The organism is Colwellia sp. KU-HH00111, from assembly GCF_040362745.1.
Taxonomy (GTDB): Bacteria; Pseudomonadota; Gammaproteobacteria; order Enterobacterales; family Alteromonadaceae; genus Colwellia.
In genome coordinates this window covers 285914-307993 of the sequence record NZ_BAABWO010000001.1, presented here as the reverse complement: position 1 = coordinate 307993, position 22080 = coordinate 285914, and the positions used below count along the sequence as shown (strand labels likewise).

15 protein-coding genes, 1 pseudogene and 1 riboswitch are annotated in these 22080 nt (G+C 39.6%); of the genes and pseudogenes, 5 read left to right on the top strand and 11 right to left on the bottom strand.

Annotation, left to right across the window (positions count from 1 at the left end; translation table 11 throughout):
* Positions 1 to 38: 38 nt before the first annotated feature.
* From ABXG98_RS01235 to dapA, 10 genes and pseudogenes are all read right to left on the bottom strand, one after another.
* Positions 39 to 1142, bottom strand: a complete 1104-nt coding sequence (locus ABXG98_RS01235; RefSeq protein WP_353536860.1) for a M14 family metallopeptidase — start codon at positions 1140 to 1142, stop codon at positions 39 to 41.
* Positions 1139 to 2620, bottom strand: coding sequence for a glutamate-cysteine ligase family protein (locus ABXG98_RS01230; RefSeq protein ID WP_353536859.1), 1482 nt, complete (start codon positions 2618 to 2620; stop codon positions 1139 to 1141). The genes ABXG98_RS01235 and ABXG98_RS01230 overlap by 4 nt, the downstream gene beginning before the upstream one ends.
* 137 nt (positions 2621 to 2757) lie before the next feature.
* Entirely contained in the window at positions 2758 to 3321 is a 564-nt protein-coding gene (locus tag ABXG98_RS01225) for a class I SAM-dependent methyltransferase (protein ID WP_353536858.1), read from the bottom strand.
* 34 nt (positions 3322 to 3355) lie between these two features.
* Positions 3356 to 3823 (bottom strand): HAD family hydrolase, encoded by a 468-nt coding sequence (locus ABXG98_RS01220; RefSeq protein WP_353536857.1) that lies wholly within the window; start codon positions 3821 to 3823, stop codon positions 3356 to 3358.
* Between the two features lie 187 nt (positions 3824 to 4010).
* A complete protein-coding gene (locus tag ABXG98_RS01215) occupies positions 4011 to 6503 on the bottom strand; it encodes a TonB-dependent receptor (protein WP_353536856.1) in 2493 nt (830 codons plus the stop codon).
* A 91-nt stretch (positions 6504 to 6594) separates the two neighbouring features.
* Positions 6595 to 6930 carry a hypothetical protein gene (locus ABXG98_RS01210; RefSeq protein WP_353536855.1) on the bottom strand — a complete coding sequence of 112 codons (336 nt, stop codon included), beginning with the start codon at positions 6928 to 6930 and terminating at the stop codon, positions 6595 to 6597.
* A 54-nt stretch (positions 6931 to 6984) separates the two neighbouring features.
* A complete protein-coding gene (locus ABXG98_RS01205; protein ID WP_502901528.1) occupies positions 6985 to 8139 on the bottom strand; it encodes a succinylglutamate desuccinylase/aspartoacylase family protein in 1155 nt (384 codons plus the stop codon).
* Between the two features lie 99 nt (positions 8140 to 8238).
* Complete coding sequence (locus ABXG98_RS01200; protein WP_353536853.1) at positions 8239 to 9465, bottom strand: PLP-dependent decarboxylase; 1227 nt, start codon at positions 9463 to 9465, stop codon at positions 8239 to 8241.
* A 35-nt stretch (positions 9466 to 9500) separates the two neighbouring features.
* Positions 9501 to 10250 carry a 2,3,4,5-tetrahydropyridine-2,6-dicarboxylate N-succinyltransferase gene (locus tag ABXG98_RS01195; protein WP_353536852.1) on the bottom strand — a complete coding sequence of 250 codons (750 nt, stop codon included), beginning with the start codon at positions 10248 to 10250 and terminating at the stop codon, positions 9501 to 9503.
* Positions 10251 to 10309: 59 nt separating this feature from the next.
* Positions 10310 to 11188, bottom strand: a pseudogene (gene dapA / locus ABXG98_RS01190) (4-hydroxy-tetrahydrodipicolinate synthase); the annotation flags it as partial.
* A 165-nt stretch (positions 11189 to 11353) separates the two neighbouring features.
* A riboswitch (Lysine riboswitch) is annotated at positions 11354 to 11609 on the bottom strand.
* Positions 11610 to 11770: 161 nt separating this feature from the next.
* Between dapA and ABXG98_RS01185 the strand changes: the two are divergent.
* The 3 genes from ABXG98_RS01185 to arcA all read left to right on the top strand — a co-directional run bounded on the left by ABXG98_RS01185 (position 11771) and on the right by arcA (position 15324).
* Positions 11771 to 12823, top strand: a complete 1053-nt coding sequence (locus ABXG98_RS01185) for a methyltransferase (RefSeq protein ID WP_353536850.1) — start codon at positions 11771 to 11773, stop codon at positions 12821 to 12823.
* Positions 12824 to 12871: 48 nt separating this feature from the next.
* A complete protein-coding gene (locus tag ABXG98_RS01180) occupies positions 12872 to 14500 on the top strand; it encodes a sensor histidine kinase (protein WP_353536849.1) in 1629 nt (542 codons plus the stop codon).
* Positions 14501 to 14616: 116 nt separating this feature from the next.
* Positions 14617 to 15324 carry a two-component system response regulator ArcA gene (arcA, locus tag ABXG98_RS01175; RefSeq protein WP_353536848.1) on the top strand — a complete coding sequence of 236 codons (708 nt, stop codon included), beginning with the start codon at positions 14617 to 14619 and terminating at the stop codon, positions 15322 to 15324.
* 31 nt (positions 15325 to 15355) lie between these two features.
* Here arcA and ABXG98_RS01170 read toward each other — a convergent pair whose 3' ends face one another.
* The gene (locus tag ABXG98_RS01170) at positions 15356 to 15712 is read right to left on the bottom strand and encodes an Hpt domain-containing protein (RefSeq protein WP_353536847.1); all 357 of its coding nucleotides are present in this window, start codon (positions 15710 to 15712) and stop codon (positions 15356 to 15358) included.
* A gap of 274 nt (positions 15713 to 15986) precedes the next feature.
* Here ABXG98_RS01170 and folE2 point away from each other — a divergent pair, with 274 nt between their 5' ends.
* Positions 15987 to 16910 (top strand): GTP cyclohydrolase FolE2, encoded by a 924-nt coding sequence (gene folE2, locus ABXG98_RS01165; RefSeq protein WP_353536846.1) that lies wholly within the window; start codon positions 15987 to 15989, stop codon positions 16908 to 16910.
* A 546-nt stretch (positions 16911 to 17456) separates the two neighbouring features.
* Positions 17457 to 22064 carry a glutamate synthase large subunit gene (gltB, locus tag ABXG98_RS01160; RefSeq protein ID WP_353536845.1) on the top strand — a complete coding sequence of 1536 codons (4608 nt, stop codon included), beginning with the start codon at positions 17457 to 17459 and terminating at the stop codon, positions 22062 to 22064.
* Positions 22065 to 22080: the final 16 nt, after the last annotated feature.

The window sequence follows — 22080 nt, the reverse complement described above, 5'->3', positions numbered from 1 at the left end:
AAGTGATCAATAAAAGCTTCAGAAACTCATCGTTATGCTTATTCGGTTTCAAAAGTGGCATAAAACAGACAGTCATTGGTAGCGATACTTTGATCAGTAGTTGCCATGAAAATTTGCAGTGACTGTTTGGTAAAGATACGACCATTTTCCAAGCTCAACATATTGGCAACTTGTTCTTGACCTTGCTCATTTTTAGCAGTCAGCGGCAAACGCCCTTCACCGCCATACCAACCAATAAACTCCCCTGCGGGGGTCAGTTGATTATTTAATTGCTCAGCGTCAGCACGCAGGGTTACATCTGCGGTTGGTAAATGGTTATGACCAAATGCAACACTCACATGGGGTAACAACTCAACTCGGCAAGGGTGCTGATGAATATCCACTTGACGGGCACGTCGATCAAAAATATTCGCTTGAGAAACAAATTTTGATAAACCGGCATAGGCTAACTGATGTGATTGTATTTGCTCTGCCCCACCGCATTCAATTGTGACAATCGGTGCTGAAAAATCTTGCTCCATAATAGCGCCAAATCGCAAACCAGTTAAGATGACCTTATTGGTAAATAATGAGATTAAATCAAGGGTTTTAGGTTTATCATTAATTGCAACACCAAAGGCAGGACTTAAGCCAGAGGTATTATGCAAGTCAATTACCGCTTCAGGTGCCACAGCATTGACCGCGTGTTTAATTTGTTCGGCTCTATGAATAATATCAGTATTTTCTAAAAAACCTATTTCCGTTGTAGCGTTTTCCCCAACCGTTTTGACTAGGGCTTTGGGTGTGCTTTTATTGCTAATATCTGTAGCGCTGGTGAAGAAACGATTTAAGTCTTGCCCTTCATTTAAATAACGATGAGAAAATTCAGGTAATAGCTGTGCTGCTTCGGTATTACAAACAATGACACGAATATTAACTTCAGGCTTACGCCGTTTTTTCAACCAGCGATGCAAGGCAATAAACCCTGAAGGTTCATTACCATGAATTAAAGTGGTCATAACTCGGGTTTGACTGGTGTGATGACCTTGAATGTCAAAAACACATAGCCCTCTGAGTTGACGCAGAAATGCTAGCGGTGTATCTGGTATATTCAATAAATCCGCTTCACTATAGTAATGAATCTGATTAACAAAAGCGTTCATCGCCAACATTGCTCCCATTCACTCAGCGGTAGCCCTGATAACTGATTTTGATAATACATTGCCAACATCTTCTCACAGGCTTTGTCATTAGATAAGGTGTTACGTAAGTGTTTTAATGTTTGTTTGGCCCAACTGCCACCAGTAATATTAGCCGCTAACCTTTGTTTAATTATGGTTAAATATTTATCTCGCTCTTCTCTATCGACACCTAACGAAGTTAACCCATCATTAGCGACTAACAGCATATCTTCAATAATACTTCTTATAGGGACTTCTACAGGTTTATTTTGATAGTTTTGCGGCCACAAAATAGTGGCGTCTAAGCCGTTTTTTGCCGCACGATAAAAATTATAATGAGCAAATTGGAATGGTATGCGAGACAGGTATTGCTCTATGCGAGGAGCTAAACCAACCGCCATACCAATAGTAAAAGCAGCATTTGCTGCCATATCTAAAGCGGAAGGCCCCGCAGGCAGTGCCCTAAATTCAATACGTATATGGCCTTTGCCTGCAGGAGAATATATTGGTCGGTTCCACGGCCAAGTTGTTCCCATATGAAAGTCTAATTCGGCTAGCTCTGGGTTTTCACCGGGTTTAAGTGTTTTTGCTTCAAACAGCTCAGGCATAATAGGTTGGTATAAATTTACCGTCTCTGAAAACAGCTCCCATGCACCTTTTCTAACCCAGCCATGTCCAAAAGTGACTCGTGCAGGCTCACGCCAATTATTATTGTCAGGTATGCGATTATCGGTAGATTGCTTAAATAATGCGATTCGGGTTTCATCCCAAGCGCAATTTCCTAAAAAAACACCTGAATTGGCAGCAATTGCCAGCGACATCGGCAAGGTTAATTGTGCGGCATTGAAAATATCAGCAAATTTATCTTTAGCCGTCATTAAATGTACTTGAAACGAGGTATTTGCCCCCTCAGCACACACTTGTGAGGTATGAAAGTTTATTGGTTCATCGCCATCTATTTTAATGTGAAAAGGCGCACCGCGTAACTTACTTAGCTCTCTTGCAAGTAATTTATAGCGACCTAAATTGGTCATATAGTCATTAGATAAATGTTGTTCTTGCAATGTTGGTAATATGCCAATTGCCACAGGTCGAGCGCCAAGCTTGGCGGCTTCGGTGTTTAAATGCACAAACTTAGTGATGATTTCTTGAGTTAACTTGCTAAAAGGCTTGCCTTTGGCTTTTACTGCTTGCAAGTTTAACTCTATATTATACTTGTTTAGCTCTGCTTGAAATTGGTTATCGTCAAGCAAGCTCAGTAACTCTAAGTTCACTGGACTCACTTGTTGTTGTGCATCCATCAGGTATATTTCTAACTCTGCACCAATGTATAATTCACCCGTGTCAAAGTCAGGTTGGGTCATAACCTTGTTTAATTGATCAAGCTGATCATGAATACGATGATTAAATTCATCATAAGCATCGGCTGTAAAGTCCTGCTCTGTTATCTCACGTCCCATAGTGTCCTCTCTAAGCAATTACCGAGATTAAAAGCTACACTCATAGTATAAGTAGATTATTAAACAGGCAAATTTTCTATGGTTCTAGTTTACTGATCATTGCGCTAGGTCATCATTATGATCCTGTTGCAATGATCCTAACAGTTGGGTTTTATCGCGATAATTTGTGCAATAGCTTGCTGTGTACCGATATGTTCTGAAGTATTTACAACCCCTTCAAAATGGTGCTCTATGATCCAATCAGAGAAAATATCGACCAACTCTCCAGACTTAAGAAGAAAGTTTGGGTTTTTAGGTCGCCCAAATTGCGCTTGTTGTTCAGTGAAGGTTTCATAGATAATGATTCCGCCCGGCTTAATAGATGCTTTAATTTGTTCAAACAATGGCCGATGTAGATAACGAAACACCATAATTGCACTGAAGCATTTTCCTTTTAGTGGCTCTGTATTAGATTGTTCAAAATCAATGTTCCAACACTTTGCTAATTGTTGCTGAACTGCGTCCAGCTGATTTAATGATTGTTCAATATTTTTTAGTGGCTCGCTATTAACATCAGCAAAAGTAACGTTAATACCATTTTCAATCAAATATAAGCCATTTCGCCCGTTACCACAGGCAAGATCTAGAACAGGCGTTTGCTCATCTACTTTTAAGACGTGAATGGAGGGTAGGTATTTTTCTAATAAGGCTGAGTGTTGCATCTTACCTGTTCTTTTATAATGAAAAGCGTATTAATTAGTACAATTCGCTCAAGTGTTTTATTACTTTAACATTATCAGGCAATGGCACAGTATTATTTTTTGTAACCCAGATTGGTTGAATACCAGCAGCAATTGCAGGCTTTATATCTTTATCGAAATTATCCCCCACCATGGCCACATTAGCAGGTGCTATTTTCAAGTTAGCTAAAATAGTATTAAGAAAATCAGGCGTACCTTTTGATAAGCCTATATTCGCTTTACAAAAATAACCTGAGATGAATTGATTTAAACCGACACGAACAAATGCTTTTTTAATTTCCAACTCTGTTGAATCTGCTGCGCCAGTAGCGATATATATTTTAGCACTTTCAGACAACGCTGCTAACGCTTCTTTAGCGCCAGCTACTGCTTGCACTGTTTCCCATTCACACATTTTTCCTTTAGCATCAGGGAAGTCGACCATCAAGGTATCACCCCAGTCAAAAAGATAGACGTTTATCATTAAAACTCCTTGTAATCATTGACCTATAGAATACTTCATTTTTAGTATTATTCATCAACAAAACAAGTGCTATTTCTAACCGAGTTACCGTGCATTTATGGGCTGTATAATTAGTCACTATTGTGGATGATAAATGGGCGGAGCAAATTGATCCGCCCATTTTGCTAGTTAGAATAACACATCAAATTTAAAAACTGCCGCGTATACCAATACTAAAATTACGTCCTGGCAATGGCGAAACATCTTTTAAGAATGAGGAATGCACTTTTGCCACTTCATCGGTTAAATTATTACCCTTAGCATAAACCACTAAGTCATTACCAAAACCATCAATATAATAATTCATGTTTACGTCTAGTAAAGTGTAGCTATTGGTTTTGGTTTCTAACGAGGCAATATTATCTTGCTCAAAATAGTGATTTACACTGAACTCACCATCGTAATTACTGCCTTGATATTGCAAAACACTACCAATACGCATTGGTGGGGTTCTGGGTAAATATCCGCCATCAGACAATTGTGCGTTAATATAATCCCCGAAGATACTAACTTTAAAAGGCGCAGATATTTGGTAGACAACTTCAGCTTCAAGCCCATACATGTCAACATTGTCTTGTTGATACACTAAAATGGGTAAGCCTTCTTCTTCTATAGCTGTCTCATCTTCCGCATCATGATCATGTTCAGTTTCATAAATCAAGCCAGTATCTTGCTGATAATAATAATCTTCAACATGATTATAAAATGCACTGATGACAAAACCAAAGTCACCTTCAAACTTACGCCATGTTAAATCTAAACTGTAAGATGTTTCGATTTCAGGCTTTTGCCAAGATGATTCTACATGCACTTCATCACCTTCTTGTTCAAGTGAGTAGAGTGCCCCCACTTCAAAGGTGTTGGTACCAATATGTGGACCAAATGAAAATAGCTCTGCTGCGGAAGGGGCTCGTTGCGATGCAGCTACTGAAATACCTAAGTTATAGCCTGTTTGATAATTCCAAACCAAACCTGCAGAAGCACTTACTGGGGTGAAATTTTGCTTACCAAAAGAAACCGCTTCTTCGTGTTCATCATGCTCTGCTTCGTGTTCGCTCTCATGGCCTTCGTCATGTTCAAAAGCCGACAGATCCATTCCATCACCTTTTTCAGTAATGCTAACTCGCTCTACCCTCGCACCCAGTTGCAGTAAAACACTATCAAAATGTTTTTCTTCTAACCACGCAAAAGCAAAACTTTCTGTTGTAGAAGGAGGTGAAAAGGCTTCGTCTCCTATCGCCTCAAAATCTGAATGTTTATAATGGAGCGTCCAAGCGCCTTGCCATCCATTCACTTCTTGGTGGTATAAGTCTGTTTTAATTTCAGTACTTTCATTTGTAAATGTGGTGCCAACAGCGCCATTTTCAATTTCTTGATGTTGATAATCGGTATAAGCGACTTTAGCAGCTAGCTGATTAATAAACGCATGATCAAAATTCACTTCACTTAGCAGCTGAATTCTATCTTGTCTCATTTCAGCTTGAGTTCCCTCTTCGTGCTCTTCTTCATGCTCATCTTCATGGCCGGCTTCATCATGCTCTTCTTCATCATCATGGCTGTGCCCAGGAATACCATAATCACGGCTCATTTTGCCATATGAGAAACCGATAAATCCTTGATCAAATAAGTAACTAGAACCCAAGGTGAAACCATTCGACTTTGATGCAGAATTGGCTAAATGGCTCGGTGTTTCTTCATGATCTTCCTCATGCTCTTCGCCTTCTTCATGTTCCTCTTCTTCATGAGCATGGGCATCGAAATCACTTGGTAAACGATAATCACCTGCATCTCGCCAAAAGCCATCTAAATGCACCGCAACGTTTTCATTGCCTGTTTGCATAGAAAAAGAACCCTGCTTCTCTTCAGAAACATCGTTATACTGTAACAACCATTCCGCTATAGTATCACTTGAAGTAGGTACACGGTTATCAACCACGTTCACTACCCCACCAATTGCGCCACTACCATAGAATAAAGTGGCTGGGCCTCGTAATACTTCAATTTGTGTTGCGGTACTTGTTTCTGCTGATACCGCATGATCAGCACCTACACGTGACGCATCGCCAGCGTCTAAGCCATTTTGGGTGATTAACACTCTAGGCCCATCTAAACCACGAATGATAGGGCTACTGGTAACTGAACCATAAAAATTAGAATGCACTCCCACTTCATTTTTTAAGGTTTCCCCTAAAGTAGAAGCTTGTTTAAGTTTTAAATCGTCACCTGACAGTACGTTAACGGGCAGAGCTGACTCAATAGTTGAAGTATGTAACGGTGTCGCGTATACATCTAACACCTCTAATACTGAAGGTGATAGCCTAATAGTGACATTAGAGATATCCGTTTGACCAAGGGTAATGTATTGATTATTGTGTGCGTAGTTTTTAGCCGTAGTATGCAATTCTATACTACCTGCTCGTAAGCCTGAAAGGGTGAAATTTCCTGCTTCGTTAGTGGTAAAAATTTGATCTGTGCCATTAATATTAACGACTGCAGAATGAACGGGTTGTCCTTTTTGATCAACAACTTTTCCCGATATTGTTTGTGCTAACGCTACCGAGCTATAACTAAGTGCCGTGACAAGCGCGCTTAATGTCAAAGTAGCCGAAAGCTTCTTTGATAAAAAAGAATGAATATACATGTATGTTTCCAATAAAATATAATTTTGTTTGTCAGCAGCACGTTTAAGTTTACAAACTTAACCGTGCTCTGCATCTAATTGAGATAACAACTTATGGAAGCAAAGGAGGCGCTCTTAATTGTGGCTGAACATAGTCTCTGCTCTTAACCTCGACAGAGGTAACTGTTTGAAGACTAATAAAATGACTAGTTACTGCAAACAATTGAATTTGTGGTAATTCAGGTGGGGTATCTAACCCTTGATGACATAAATAGCATTCTATCTGTTCAACATTTGTGCCTTGCTCAATTAAATGATCAGCGTGAACAAGCGTTGAGGCGAAAAATAGCAGCAAAAAAACCATGAGTGCTCGCGCGTTCATGGTGGTAATTGGAGTTGCAACTTTTTTATGAAGAGTAAAAAAGCCTATAGGAGCAGATAATGTCATAATGATTGTGATAATATAACATTACAATATCTTCTTCAAGGGATATTCTATTGACTATAACTCAAAATAATCGGTGAATACCTTATATAGTTCAGTTCCTTGGTTAACACTCGCAGAAGCAAAATGCAGTATTGGCAGCACTTGCCTGTCTAAACTAATAAGGTGCAGAGGGTCGCCTACTTCATGCTGATCATTGTGTTCACTAGCACAGTAATTATCCATTCGTAAAATACGTGCTAATGGCTCCCCTACTGGCAAGGGTTTGCCAAATTCAGCCAAATAATCAACCATGCCGCCCATGGGGGCATATAAAGCACGATAATTCTTAAGGTAACAGGCATAACGGATCATTTTTTGTGGTAAAAATGCTTGGCCTTTTTGTGGTGTTACAACCCCTTTGTGTTGTAAATAACTTAAAATCCCTAAAGCATCGTGGTGAGCAACCGCTAAATCAATTTGCTCTTGTGAGCCCAGCTCCACGGTAAAACTTTCTTTGGTAAAAACCCCTTCCCCCATAACAAAATTTCGTCCCTGCGCTTGAAAGGCTTGTTGTAAATGCCACCAAGGACAAAAAGTTGACTCATCCATGGCGCCATCAAACTCATTAGGTATTAAAATAGTATGAGGAATATCAAAATAGCTAGCACTGGCTTTAGCATACTCTGGGCAATATAAGTGCTTGCTAGAAATAGGGCCGGTATGAAGATCAAGTACTAGGTCAGCTTGATGCGCCATATGCTGAAGTTGGTAGGCAATGCGCTGGCCTGTGGTTAACCCCCATATATTATGATCGAGTTTTTGTTCAATTTGCGCTAATAATAACTGTTGAAACTTCAGCTGTATTTCATCCTCGGTCGCATCAATATTTTGCTCAGCAAACGGTGCAATAACGGTTTCATCAAAGTGATACATTCGGTTCCAGTTCACCCCAGTGATGGGATCAAAACGCCCTAACGTATATTCACCGTTTTTATGATTACACGCTACCGGGTTAGCATAGGGAACCAAGGTGATATTCCCTTGAATATCACAATCCTTCAACAATTCAAGCAATTGAAAAATAACGGCATTACCTTGAACTTCTGCGCCGTGCATATTCGCTTGTATGTAGACATTTGGGGCTTTTGGTTGTGCATCAGTTTGCTGACACTCAAACGAGTACACCGGCACAGTTAGCTTTGCACCACTGGCCATTTCACCCACATGCATAACACGTTTGTTAAATGTGTTGCTATTAAAGGATGTATTTTTAGATGCACTGTGCTTAAAGGTATTCATAAATTCTCCAGTGTTGTAATCTAGACGCGCTTAAGCGAGATAAGTGCTAGCAGGTTGAGCCGCTCTTACTTCAACTAATTTGCCATTATCAATAACATATTCCGCAGCCAACTGATGACATAAAAAGAATGGCATACTTTCAGTAAAGCCATAGGCACCACAGTAGCCAAATACGACTTGATCACCCACGTCAATATCTTGAGGTAAAGGTAACTGCCCTAATTTATCCATACTAGTACACAAAGGTCCATGAATATCGAATGCTTGCTCGGCGGCATTCGATTGTCTCAGCAAGGTCACAGGAAAAGGTTGGTCTGTTATCGCCGGGCGAATAATATGATTGATACCCGCGGCCAATACTAATTGCGCTTGCTGATAATTAATTTTTCTATCAATGACAGGGACAACATAATAACCACACTCTGCCACAGCAAAACGGCCAAGCTCTAACCAAAGCTCATTTACGCCGGCTTGTGCCTTAATATCAGCTAAGTCCGTTATAATTTGTTGCCACGACAAGGTGTTGCCATCACCAAGGTAGTCGATACCCAAACCGCCGCCTAAGTCGAGGATTTTTAACTCCATACCGATATCATCTGCCAGCTTGGTTAATGGCATCACCATTTGCCCCCAAAGTGAGTACATTTTTTCATTACTGAGCATATTGCCCCATTGAAAAATATGTAAACCACAAATATCTAGGGCTGGATAATCACTAACCCGAATGCTTTGCCATTCTTGGGTTGATAGTCCAAATGGCGTTAAACTATTTCCTCCTAAGGGGTTTTTTTCACCTTCAGGCCATTGCAATTGCACCCTAAGCAGTACTGTGGGTGTATCTTTAATGACTTGCTCACACACCACCTCATTCAACCAAATGAGTTGATTGATGCTTTCTACTACAAAAGTACGAACTCCCTTTGCTATAAAGGCTTCTAGTTGTTTTTTTGATTTGGCTGGGCCGGTATTTAATACCCGTGCTGGACTGATCCCCTGTGCTAATACTTGGTGTAATTCACCTGAGCTAGCAACATCAAAATTAAATCCTTCACTGTCAAGCGTTTGAATAATTTTAGACAAGGGATTAGCTTTCACAGCAAACCAGAGTTTAATGACATCTTGCTGTTGTAGTTGTTTAAGGTGCTTTTTTAACGCATCCAATTGATAAACAAAATACCCTTGCTCATCGTTGGGCGACTCATGAGCAAGCAAGGTAGTTTCGATACTGGTATCAAACCAAGTGGGTTTAGTGGTCATAATTTACTTCTATTCATTTAAAGGTAGCAAGGTGCTTATCTTAAGATTGATTCTAACTCAAGTGACGCATCACTTTGCTCATCGCGATATTTAACAATCAAGGCACAGGCCATGTTTAAACCTTGAGCTTGTGCCCATGCACCCTTTATAGGACGAGTGCCCGGAACAACCACAGCCCGTTCAGGAATTTCAGCCCCTTTTTCACGCATGACTTGATTCACACAATCATAAACAGGCACTGATTTAGACAATGAAACTCCTGGAGCTAACACAGCACCTTTTTTAACAACAATACCTTCTACCACAACAACACCCGCACTTAAGAAAGCGTCGTCTTCAATAATTACCGGACTTGCACCAATAGGCTCTAATACCCCACCAATTTGCACTGCTGCTGATACATGCACATTACGGCCAACTTGTGCACATGAACCAATTAAGGCGTGACTATCTACCATAGTTCCGCTATCCACATACGCACCCACATTAATATAAGCCGGTGGCATAATAATGACCCCCTCAGCTACATAAGCACCTGCTCGAACAGAGGAACCACCTGGCACTAAGCGTACACCATCTTCCGGTGTAAATTGACGAGCGGGTAGATTTTCTTTATCAACAAAACCTTGATAGTTGCCGTCAAAGCTTACATTTTTACCCGCTTTAAAAGCCGCTAAAATGCCTTGTTTTACCTCAACATTAGCGTGCCAATGTCCATTTTCGTCTTGATTTGCTGCACGTAATGCGCCGGTTTCCAACTGTGCTAATACATCTTGCCAGTTCATGCTATATTCCTATTTGTAAGATTAGTGTTATGAAAAGAAGTGTGATTAGCCTGAGCTAACCATTGATTTATTTGTTCATTGCACGCTAATAGTAAGGTGCTATCAGTTACCTCCAAATGTGTTAACGGTGGGCGTAACATTGAAGATTGAATGGTGTTTTGCTGCTGCATTAATACTTTAACCGGAATGGGATTAGCCGCACTAAATAACGCGTCCACCGCATCATGCCATACCCCAAGCAAGCCCTGTGTTTGCCCAGCTAAACATCGCTGCACGTAACAATGGGTTGCTTGTGGCCAGGCATTAGCACAAACCGACACTAATCCTCGTGCTCCTGCTGGTACTAAATAAGGCAGCATCGCATCTTCACCGCTGTACAACTCAATATTGGGGCATTGTTTGCGGTAATTAAGAAATTTATTTAAATCTCCACTGGCTTCTTTCATCGCCCAGCAGTTAGGATGATTTTGCAACGTTTTTAAGGTTTCAATCGGGATTTCAATACCGCTGCGAGATGGCACGTTATATAACATACAGGGAAATTCAGCCGCATCTAACAAAGCATTAAACCATTGAGTTTGACCAACGACTCCGGGTTTGGCATATAAAGGGGTTGCCAGTAAAAAACTGTCAATAGCTAAGCCATTACAACGTTTTATCCAGTTTACTTGTGCGACTAAATTATAACCACCAACTGCAACCATCAAAGGCACATCTAGCTGGAGGTCACAAACAAACTCAACGATACTTAGCTGCTCTTCACTGGTCAAGGCTAAACCTTCACCTGTACTACCCAATAATAACAACCCATTACCGGCAGCAGCTTGTGCTTTGGCAAGTTGTTTTAAACTGGTAAAGTCAATCTCTGAATTTTCTAAAAATGGCGTCACTAATGCGGTCCACAACGGGTAGGCACAAAGACGGTTTTCAGCCGGCACTTGCGTGTCTAGGCTGCAAGATATATTAGTAGTGGATGATTTTATATTCATTACTCTCGAACTCATTAAAACCTGCATTAGGCAGATTAGTTCAGAGAGCTTGTAGGCATTTACGTTGAGCCGAGCAATCACCGTAAGTCATAGGTGTATACTGGCTGATATGCAAAGGCCAGAAGCTCTCCACTCAATTACTAAACAACCTTAGGTCAGTTAGTAACAGTGACAATCGTTGGGATTCAGCCCACATTGATAAGAAATATCTCTCATCAAAAACGACCGACAACAACTTCATCAAATAAGTTATTGCCTCGGCGTTAATCCCCCTCATTATCATTAGCAGAGTTTGATCTCTGGGTTTTGATTTAGTTTAACTAAGTCAAAACAATGATAACTACCTGGTTAACGCTCCTCTTCTGACCCCTTTAAAATCTTATGGCATAGCACCACAAGATTAGAATTAGGGACGGGGTTATTTAAACATTTTCCACGCTTTTTTGTCAATGTGGAAAAATTCTAATTGTTGAATTGAATGGCTATCTAGTAGAATAGTATCTTCTATCTTATTCATCGTTGTTTCTTTTTATGTCTATATCCTTGTCAAATGTTAGCCAACTATTGTTACGCAATGACACATTACTATCTGCCAAAACCCCATTATTTATTAACTTAATGGCAGATGGATTTATTGAACATTATTTGTCAGATAATTCTAACGCCAAAATAAGTTGTTATAACACCAATTATATTGACCATCAGGCACTAAAAAAACAATATAACAACAGAATAACGTCAAGCTTCACCAGTGAATATCATACTGAACTAACACATGACTTAGTCGTGATTAATTTCCCTAAAAGTAAAGGTGAACTCGCATTCACCTTGGCAATGATTGCACCATTTTTAGATATCGACGCTAAAATCTTTCTGGTTGGAGAAAAAAAAGGGGGGGTACAGTCTAGCCCTAAATTAACTCAAGCTTTTCTTAACAATTGTCAAAAAGTCGATGCTGCACGTCATTGCTTGTTGTTCGTGGGAATAGTCAAAGCGGAAAGTTTAAATAAAGCTTTCATCCTTAATGACTGGTTCGAAAAATATCAACTTAGTGTTGGGGGTATAACACTTACCATAGCTTCATTACCTGGTGTCTTTAGCCAAAAGAAACTAGATGTTGGTACTGCCTTATTGTTAGAAAACTTACCTAGGGTGATGAAAGGCAAGGTGTTAGATTTTGGTTGTGGCGCTGGTGTGATCAGCTGTTTTATCGGAAAAAAATTCGCTGATACTGAACTATGTTTACTTGATGTCAGTGCGCTTGCCATAGCGTCAGCAAAGAAAACCTTAGCATTGAACCACATACCTGGGCATGTATTTGCTTCAAATAGCTTATCTGAGGTATCCGAAAAATATCAACATGTCGTATCTAACCCTCCTTTTCATCAAGGCACAAAAACCAGTTATCTAGCCAGTGAAGAATTTCTGCGCGGTATAAAACCACATCTGCAGCACAACGGAAATATCACCATTGTTGCTAATAGTTTTTTACAATACTTACCGATAATGCAGCAACATATTGGCAATAGTCGCAGTTTGCTCAGCAAACAAGGTTTCAGTATTTACTACGCAGATCGTAAATAATAGCGAGCCAAACTTGATAAAGTTACTTTTTTCAGCGATGGTTATCTGATGAATACAATAAAAAAATTAATGTCTAATCGTCGGTATTTACTGACGAGTATTTTCAGCGTTTCCTTTTTAGTGCTAATAATCATCTTAGCCACTATTATTTATCTGGTTGAAGCAAAAGAAAAAATAAATTTAGAAACTAACACCACGGCTTGGGCAAACTCTTTAGCGCACACCAGCGTGAATTATTTATTAGACAATGATAACAACGCACCAAGAGAACTTAATACGCTATTGAAGCAAATAATCACACCAAGTTTTATTAATTATATCCATATATACAAAATCGATAATGCCGATGTAACTCAGTATTTTACAGGTTTTAATAAAAGCATGTATTATCCTTCCATCGCCGATAAAATTGATCAAATTGCACCATTATCGACACTTCAATATCAAACGGACTATGCTGAACTTATTGTTAATATAATGCATAACGAACAAACCATAGGTTATTTATATATTCAATCAAGCACCAAACACATAACTGATTATCGTCGGTTACTCTATTTTACTGGCGTGCTGTTGTTGTTATTAGGCTTAGCTTTAGCTTTATTGTTAGCCGTTGTTATTCAAAGAAGAATAAGTAAGCCTATTGCAACTATCGTGGGTGCTTTACAGACAATTGCGCAAAAAAAAGACTATCAAGCACGAATTCAGCCACTGCCTATTATTGAATTAGATATTCTTGCTAGAAATATCAATATATTACTAGCAAGAACTGAAAAGTACCTACAGAAAAAAGACGAGAATCACCAACAAGCATTACAACAAAATAATCACTTAGCCGAAAAATTACAGGCAAGAACAGACGCCTTAAAAGAATCAAACCAAGAGCTACTATTAACCCTAGAAAAATTGCACCAGTTTCAAGGTCAATTAGTTGAAACCGAAAAAATGGCCTCACTCGGGGATATGGTTGCCGGTATTGCTCATGAAGTAAACACCCCTATTGGTTTGGGAATTACCGCTTCAACACTGTTAAGCGATAGTCATAGTGAAATAAAACAAGCTTTTGAAAACAAGACGTTAAAATCAAGCCAGTTGAAAAAATTCTTAATTCAAGGTGAAGAAAATATTGCTATTATTTACCGAAACTTAGAACGCTCTGCGCAGTTAATTTCAAGCTTTAAGAAAGTTGCCGTTGATCAATCAACTGCCGATAATCGTGTGTTTAATGTAAAAGAACTCATAGAAGAGGTGATGCTTACTTTGCAAGCAAAACTCAATGAAGAGCAAGTAGTAATCACCATAGATTGTCCAGAAAATCTTGTCATTGAAAGTAAGCCTGGCCCTATTAACCAAATTTTAATCAACCTTATTTTAAATTCCATTATTCACGGTTTTGAGCATAAACCAGCTGGCGCAATCAATATCTCTGTCATGCATTTAAGTGATCAACTTCACCTTTGTTATCAAGATGATGGTGAAGGTATGGATGAAAATATCAAAGCAAAAGTGTTTGAGCCTTTTACCACTACAAAACGCGGCAGTGGTGGTAGCGGTCTTGGCTTACATTTAGTTTACAACTTGGTCAACCAAGCATTAAATGGGCATATAGAATTTGAAAGCAGCGCTGGACAAGGTACAACATTCAATGTCACCTTCCCTGTTTTTTTAGTGCCATAACAATAAATTATTAGAACTTTACACATTATATACGCAATATAATTGTTATTTAATTAAGACTTAGTTACCATAGTTAACCAGATGTTAATTACTATAATAAAAACACCGGAAATAGTATGGAAAATTATCAAATTCTTATTGTAGAAGATGAAGACGTTACTCGTTTTAGTTTACGTAATTTATTTGAAGCAGAAGGATATGATGTCTATGAAGCTATTGATGGTGATACTATGACCTCAATACTTGCTAAGCAAGACATTAACCTTGTGATAATGGATATTAACCTCCCAGGAAAAAACGGCTTATTGCTTGGTAGAGAGCTTGCCAGTAATAAAAATTTAGGTTTAATATTTTTAACTGGGCGTGACAGCGATATTGATAAAATTTTAGGGCTAGAAATTGGTGCCGATGATTATTTAACCAAACCCTTTAATCCTAGGGAATTAACTATTAGAGCGAGAAATATTCTCAGTCGTATCGGTCAAAACCCATCTGAAACAGAAGAAGAGCAAGCCATAGTTAGCTTTAATCAATGGACACTCAATGGCAACTCTCGTGAAATGACCAGTCCAAGTGGTGAAATCATTCCAATCCCACGCGGTGAATACCGTGCGTTACGCTTATTAATTAAAAATCAAGGTAACATCATCTCAAGACAAGCATTAATTAAAGAAATGACGGGACGAGATTTACGCAGCAATGACAGAACGGTAGATGTCACAATCAGAAGATTACGTAAACACTTTGAATCTGACACTAATACGCCAGAATTAATTAACACCATCCATGGTGAAGGTTATCGATTCGTCGGTCAAACCGACTAATTGCCAAACAACTTAAGTGTTAATTTTGCCATTAAAGGCGCGTAAACCAATGCTCAAAGTCTGCGATAGCCGCACTATTATGAGTTTTAAGCGCCGTTAACTGCTCTGCTTTATCCGCATGATCTTTTGTCGATTTTTCCATAACCTTTAATCGACCATGCAATGCTTTTAAGCCAATACTTCCAGCAGCACCTTTCATTTTGTGGCAATTCTCTTGCCACAACTTGGCATTTTGATGAACCAATGAATGTTCAATATCCTCAATATATCCCACCACTTGTTGGCAATATAAGTCAAACATTTGTTTAACCACTACACTCCCTAAGCTTTGTATATAACTGTCTAAAAGTTCGGTATCTAATTGTATCAAATCAGTATTCTCACTCAAAATAAAGCCCCATACTTCGTTACTACTTGATGTTTTATCCTTTTGAGTCTATCAATATTTAGTTCAACTACCAATACACACCGCCATTAAATTTAACTGTATTCACCTTTTTAATACCCCATATTGCTATTTTTTTTTAACTGCCCAAATAACAATAATGATTCCTATTAAAAAATAAGATAGAATGTGCGCCCTTGAATTTACTTGTTGCGTGATTACTTAGCTATCATCGCGCAGCCTTAGTTAAGTAGCTATAGCTTAAAGCGGAGTCGTAATGCCGACATCAATGCCAGATATTGCCAACCATACCACAGCCCAAACAGAGGGAACACTTGACTGGGTGGGTATGAGTAATATTGAAATGCCAATTATGGTCGCCTCAAAAGGTGAGACCGAACGTATGGTTTCTGCCCATGTAGATGCTTTCGTCAACCTAACAGAAGCACAGGCTAAGGGCATTCATATGTCGCGCCTATATTTACTTCTTGATGAATTATCTACCAATAATGTACTGAATTATCAAAGTTTAGTTACCTTACTCGATGGTTTTATTAGTAGCCATAATGATTTAAGTGATCAGGCTAAAGTTGTTTTCAGCTTTGATTATCACTTACGAAGAAAGTCTTTAATCAGTGGTAAAGAAGGCTGGAAGGCCTATCCTATCACCCTAACAGGCCACTTAAATCAGGGAAGCCTGGCGATAGAAATGGTCATTGATGTACCCTACTCATCAACCTGCCCTTGTTCTGCCGCCTTGGCACGACAACTCATTCAAAAGGCATTTCAGCAAAAATTTGATGAAAATAATTTTGATTTAGCGACGGTTCATGAATGGCTTGGTACTACCGAAGGTATTGTAGCCACCCCACATTCACAGCGCTCTATTGCTGAAGTCAAAGTGAAACTTAATAATAATATTAGTGACTTTCCGATTACCGATTTAGTTAATTTGGTTGAAAACTCACTTCAAACGCCTGTGCAAGCTGCTGTTAAACGTGAAGACGAGCAAGAGTTTGCCCGCCTAAACGGACAAAACCTGATGTTCTGTGAAGATGCAGCGCGTCGCTTACAATACAGTATGAATTTGGCCGAGGGCTATGATGATTTTTGGTTAAAAATAAATCATCTTGAATCTTTACATGCCCATGACGCGGTGAGTATTACCACCAAAGGAATTGTTGGCGGTTATCAGCCATAAAAGCTAAACACAAAGAGTGTTTAGTAGCTCTTCTTGTAACTGAGTTCAAAACAAGCCTCTACAGCAATGTAGAGGCTTTTTTATTGGTTCTTCGCTACCTTTTACAACGTAATGCCAAGTTGATTAAGTTCTTTCCCAGCTCAAAGCTAACTTAATAGACTTGCTATGCCCCTAATAGAAAATGAATAATCCACTTCAATAACCTCTATAACCAAAAAAAAACACTAGAAAACAAAAAACCTTCTACTATTGACATACAGACTAATTTAGAGTGATTACTATTAATTTATTAATAATAAATTATCGACCTATATATTCAAATATTATGCATATATATTCACAAAAAATTTGACTATTAGTCATTTTACGGGTAATTTTGCCGGCCGCTTAACGTTTTAACGTTTCATGCTCGCGAGGTTCAAAATTATATTCTGAAGGATCAGCTAGATAAATTTGAGTATTAAAGATATATAACTTAATTAGCAAATAGCCTTACTGTTAAGCACAAAAGCTAATATAAATAGTTTGATGATATAGGAATAAGCAATGAATAATATGAGTAACAAATCCCAAGGTCTTTACCGGTCAGAGTTTGAACATGACAGCTGTGGTATAGGTTTTGTCGCTAACCTCAAGGGTAAAAAATCTCACGATATTATTGAAAATGCACTCACCATGTTGAGCTGTATGGAACACCGTGGTGGTACAGGCTTTGATGTTAAAAGTGGTGACGGTGCAGGTATTCTTATTCAAATTCCTCACGAATTTTTCCGCCAAGAAACTGCAGCGTTAGGTTTTAACTTACCAAACGCTGGTGAATACGGCGTAGGTATGATTTTCTTTCCGGCTGATGACACACAAAAGGAAGCATGCCGAGGCATATTAAATAAACACATTGATGAATTAGGATTAACGTTATTAGGCTATCGTCAAGTTCCAGGTGATAACTCAATGTTAGGTGCAGCCTCATATGAAACTGAACCCAGTATTGAACAAGTATTTATTGCAAAACCTACAGCATTAACGTCACAAGAATTTGAGCGTAAATTATTTGTATTACGTAAATATACTTCTCATACACTCAATGCAACAATTGCTAAAGAGCGTGACGAATTTTATGTTACCTCGATGTCATCAACTAAGATTGTCTACAAAGGACAATTCACCACCGAACAAGTGCGCCAATATTACTTGGATCTGCAAGATGAGCGTACCGTTTCAGGTTTGGCAATGTTCCATTCTCGCTTCTCTACTAATACTTTCCCTGCGTGGCGTCGTGCTCAACCATTTCGTTATATTGCTCATAATGGTGAAATTAATACCGTACGCGGTAACATAAACTGGATGAATGCCCGTGAAGCATTATTTAGCTCGGTTAACTTTAGTGACGCTGAATTAAAGATGCTGAACCCGATTTGTAATAATGACAATTCGGATTCTGCTAATCTTGATATGGCAATTGAATTGCTCGTATTAAGTGGTAGGCCGCTAGCACAAGTGATGATGATGATGGTGCCAGAGGCTTGGCAAACTCAAACCGATATGGATGAGACTAAAAAAGCATTCTACGAATACTATGCATGCATTATGGAGCCTTGGGATGGCCCTGCTTCATTATCATTTACTGATGGTAACATTATCGGGGCTACACTTGATCGCAATGGCTTACGTCCTTCTCGCTACCTATTAACGGACGATGGCACCTTAGTGATGGGCTCTGAAACCGGTACTTTATGTGTTGATCAAGCCACTGTGGTCGAAAAGGGTCGATTACAGCCAGGTAAAATTTTCATTGCCGATTTAGAGCAAGGTCGCATCATCAGTGATGATGAAGTAAAGGCAAAAGTTAGCTCAGCTCAGCCTTACGGTAAGTGGCTAGCAGACAATAAAGTTGAGTTAGATAAATTACCCGTTCCCATTGCGTCTATTGCCCAACCGCCACTAGCAGAGCTGCGTAAAATGCAAAAAGCCTTTGGTTATACCAATGAAGATCTTAATTTGATTTTAGCTGGTATGGTGGGCACATCAAAAGAGCCGCTTGGTGCTATGGGTACAGATACACCGTTAGCCGTTTTGTCCGATCGTCCACAGCAATTATCCCATTATTTTAAACAATTATTTGCTCAAGTCACCAACCCACCAATAGACCCTATTCGTGAAGAATTAGTTATGTCATTGCGTGGTTATATTGGTAAGTCATGTAACTTACTCGATGAAACACCAGAGCATTGCCACAAAGTTGAAATTGAACAGCCTGTATTAACAATCGATCAATTACGCAAGTTACAGTATATCGATAATAATCATCTGCAATCAAAAACTATTGCGATTACCTTTAAAGCTAGCGGTGAACCGGGTGCACTTAAAAAAGCACTTGATCGCGTTTGCTTTAACGCAAAAAGTGCCGTTGAAGATGGTTATGAAATCCTAATTTTAAGTGATCGTGAAGTTGATAGTGACCATGTGGCTATTCCATCTGTGTTAGCAACCGCAGCTGTTCATCATTACTTAATTCGCGAAAAATTGCGCTCTGGCGCTGATATTATTTTAGAGTCAGGTGACATCCGTGAAACTCATCATTTTGCTACTGTTATTGGCTATGGCGCAGCAGCGGTAAACCCTTACTTAGCGTTAGAAAGTATGTATGGCTTGCGTGATGAAGGCGTACTTGACAGCAAATTAACTGATGACGATATTGTTGCTAAATATACCGCTGCAGTAGGTAGTGGTTTATTAAAAACCTTCTCCAAGATGGGGATTTCTACCTTACAGTCTTATTTAGGTGCGCAAGTTTTTGAAGCCTTAGGTATTAACTCTGACGTTATCGATGAATATTTCACAGGTACCGTGAGTCGTATTGAAGGGTTAAGCTTAGATCAAATCGCTCAGGAAGCCTTATTACGCCACCGTGAAGGTTTCCCCGAGGCAAACCGTATTGCTGTTGAAAACTTACTACCAACAGGGGGTGAATATTCATGGCGAAATGATGGCGAGCGTCATTTGTTTAGCCCAACCGTTATTCGATTATTACAGCATTCAACGGCAAGTAACAACACTAACCAGTTTAAAGAATATACAAAGCTAGTAGACGAGCAGAGCAAAGAAGCATTCACGCTTCGTGGTTTGCTTGAATTAACTAGCGACCGTCCATCAATTCCATTAAGTGACGTTGAACCGGTAGAAAACATCTTCAAACGTTTTGCCTCTGGTGCGATGTCTTTTGGCTCTATTTCTTGGGAAGCACACACCACCCTAGCGATTGCAATGAACCGTATTGGCGGTAAGAGTAATAGCGGTGAAGGTGGTGAAGACCCTATTCGCTTTACGCCAATGGAAAATGGCGACTCAATGAATTCAAAAATAAAGCAAGTAGCTTCTGGTCGTTTTGGTGTGACTAGCCATTACCTTAGCAATGCAGAAGAGTTGCAAATTAAAATGGCGCAAGGAGCTAAACCCGGCGAAGGCGGTCAATTACCGGGTGATAAAGTGGATGCTTGGATTGGTAAAACCCGTGGTTCTACCCCTGGCGTTGGTTTAATATCTCCACCACCGCATCATGATATTTACTCTATTGAAGATTTATCACAATTAATTTTTGATCTTAAAAATGCCAACCGAGATGCCCGTATTAACGTTAAGTTAGTGTCTGAAGCAGGTGTTGGTACCATCGCATCTGGTGTATCTAAAGCTTACGCTGACGTAGTGCTCATTGCTGGCCATGATGGCGGTACAGGCGCATCGCCATTAAGTTCAATAAAACACACTGGTTTACCATGGGAGTTAGGTTTAGCTGAAACGCATCAAACCTTAGTACGTAACAAATTACGTAGTCGTATTACCGTACAAACTGACGGTCAACTTAAAACACCCCGTGATTTAGCCATTGCCACTTTGCTTGGCGCAGAAGAATACGGTATGGCAACCACAGCACTAGTGGTTGAAGGTTGTATTATGATGCGTAAATGTCATCTAAATACGTGTCCGGTAGGTATTGCCACCCAAGATAAAGAGTTACGTGATCGCTTCACTGGCCGTGCTGATATCTTAGTTAACTTCTTCACTATGATGGCAGAAGGGTTACGAGAAATTATGGCTGAACTTGGTTTCAAAAGCATCGACGAAATGGTGGGTCAAACCCAATGTCTGAAACAACTCGATGATGTTGACCATTGGAAATATCAAGGTGTTGATTTAACGCCATTACTTCACAAAGAAGAAGGTGATGCTGAGCAAACTCTTCATCAGTCGATTGAACAAAAGCATTTGATCCACGATATTATCGACCACGCTATGATTAAAGATGCACAAACAGCATTAACTAATCAAGAAAGCGTGGAACTTGAATACGATGTGATTAATACCGACCGCACCATAGGTGCGATGATTTCAAATGAAATATCTAAACATTACGGCGCAGAAGGCTTACCAGAGAACACCATCAAAGTTAAATTTAATGGCTCTGCAGGTCAAAGTTTTGGTTGTTTCTCAGCTAAAGGCTTACGTTTTGAACTTGAAGGTGATGCCAATGATTACTTTGGTAAAGGGCTATCGGGTGCAAATTTAGTGGTATACCCAAGTAAACAAGCAAAGTTCGCGGCCAATGAAAATATCTTAATTGGTAACGTTGCATTCTTTGGTGCTACTTCAGGAACCGCATTTATTAACGGTATTGCGGGTGAGCGTTTCTGTGTACGTAACTCAGGAGCCACTGCGGTTGTTGAAGGGGTTGGCGATCACGGCTGTGAATACATGACAGGTGGTAAAGCGGTAATTTTAGGCGCAACGGGTCGTAACTTTGCCGCAGGTATGTCTGGTGGTATAGCTTACGTGCTTGATACGCATAATGACTTTGCTGCGAAATGTAATATGGAAATGGTCGCGCTAGAAACTGTTAACACTGAAAGCGAAAGCCAAGAATTAAACGCCTTAATTACGCAACACTTTGAAGCTACCGGCTCAAAAGTAGCACAGAGCCTACTGCAAAACTGGGAACAAAGTGTCACTCGTTTCGTTAAAGTCATGCCGGTAGATTTTAAACGCATGCAAGGTTACATGGATGACGTACGCAAGCGCGGGAAACATCAGTCAGAATATGACATTGCTGTTGAAGCTTTCGACATTCACTTAACTAACATTGCAAGCGCCAAAGCTTAAGCGTCACAGGAGAAAA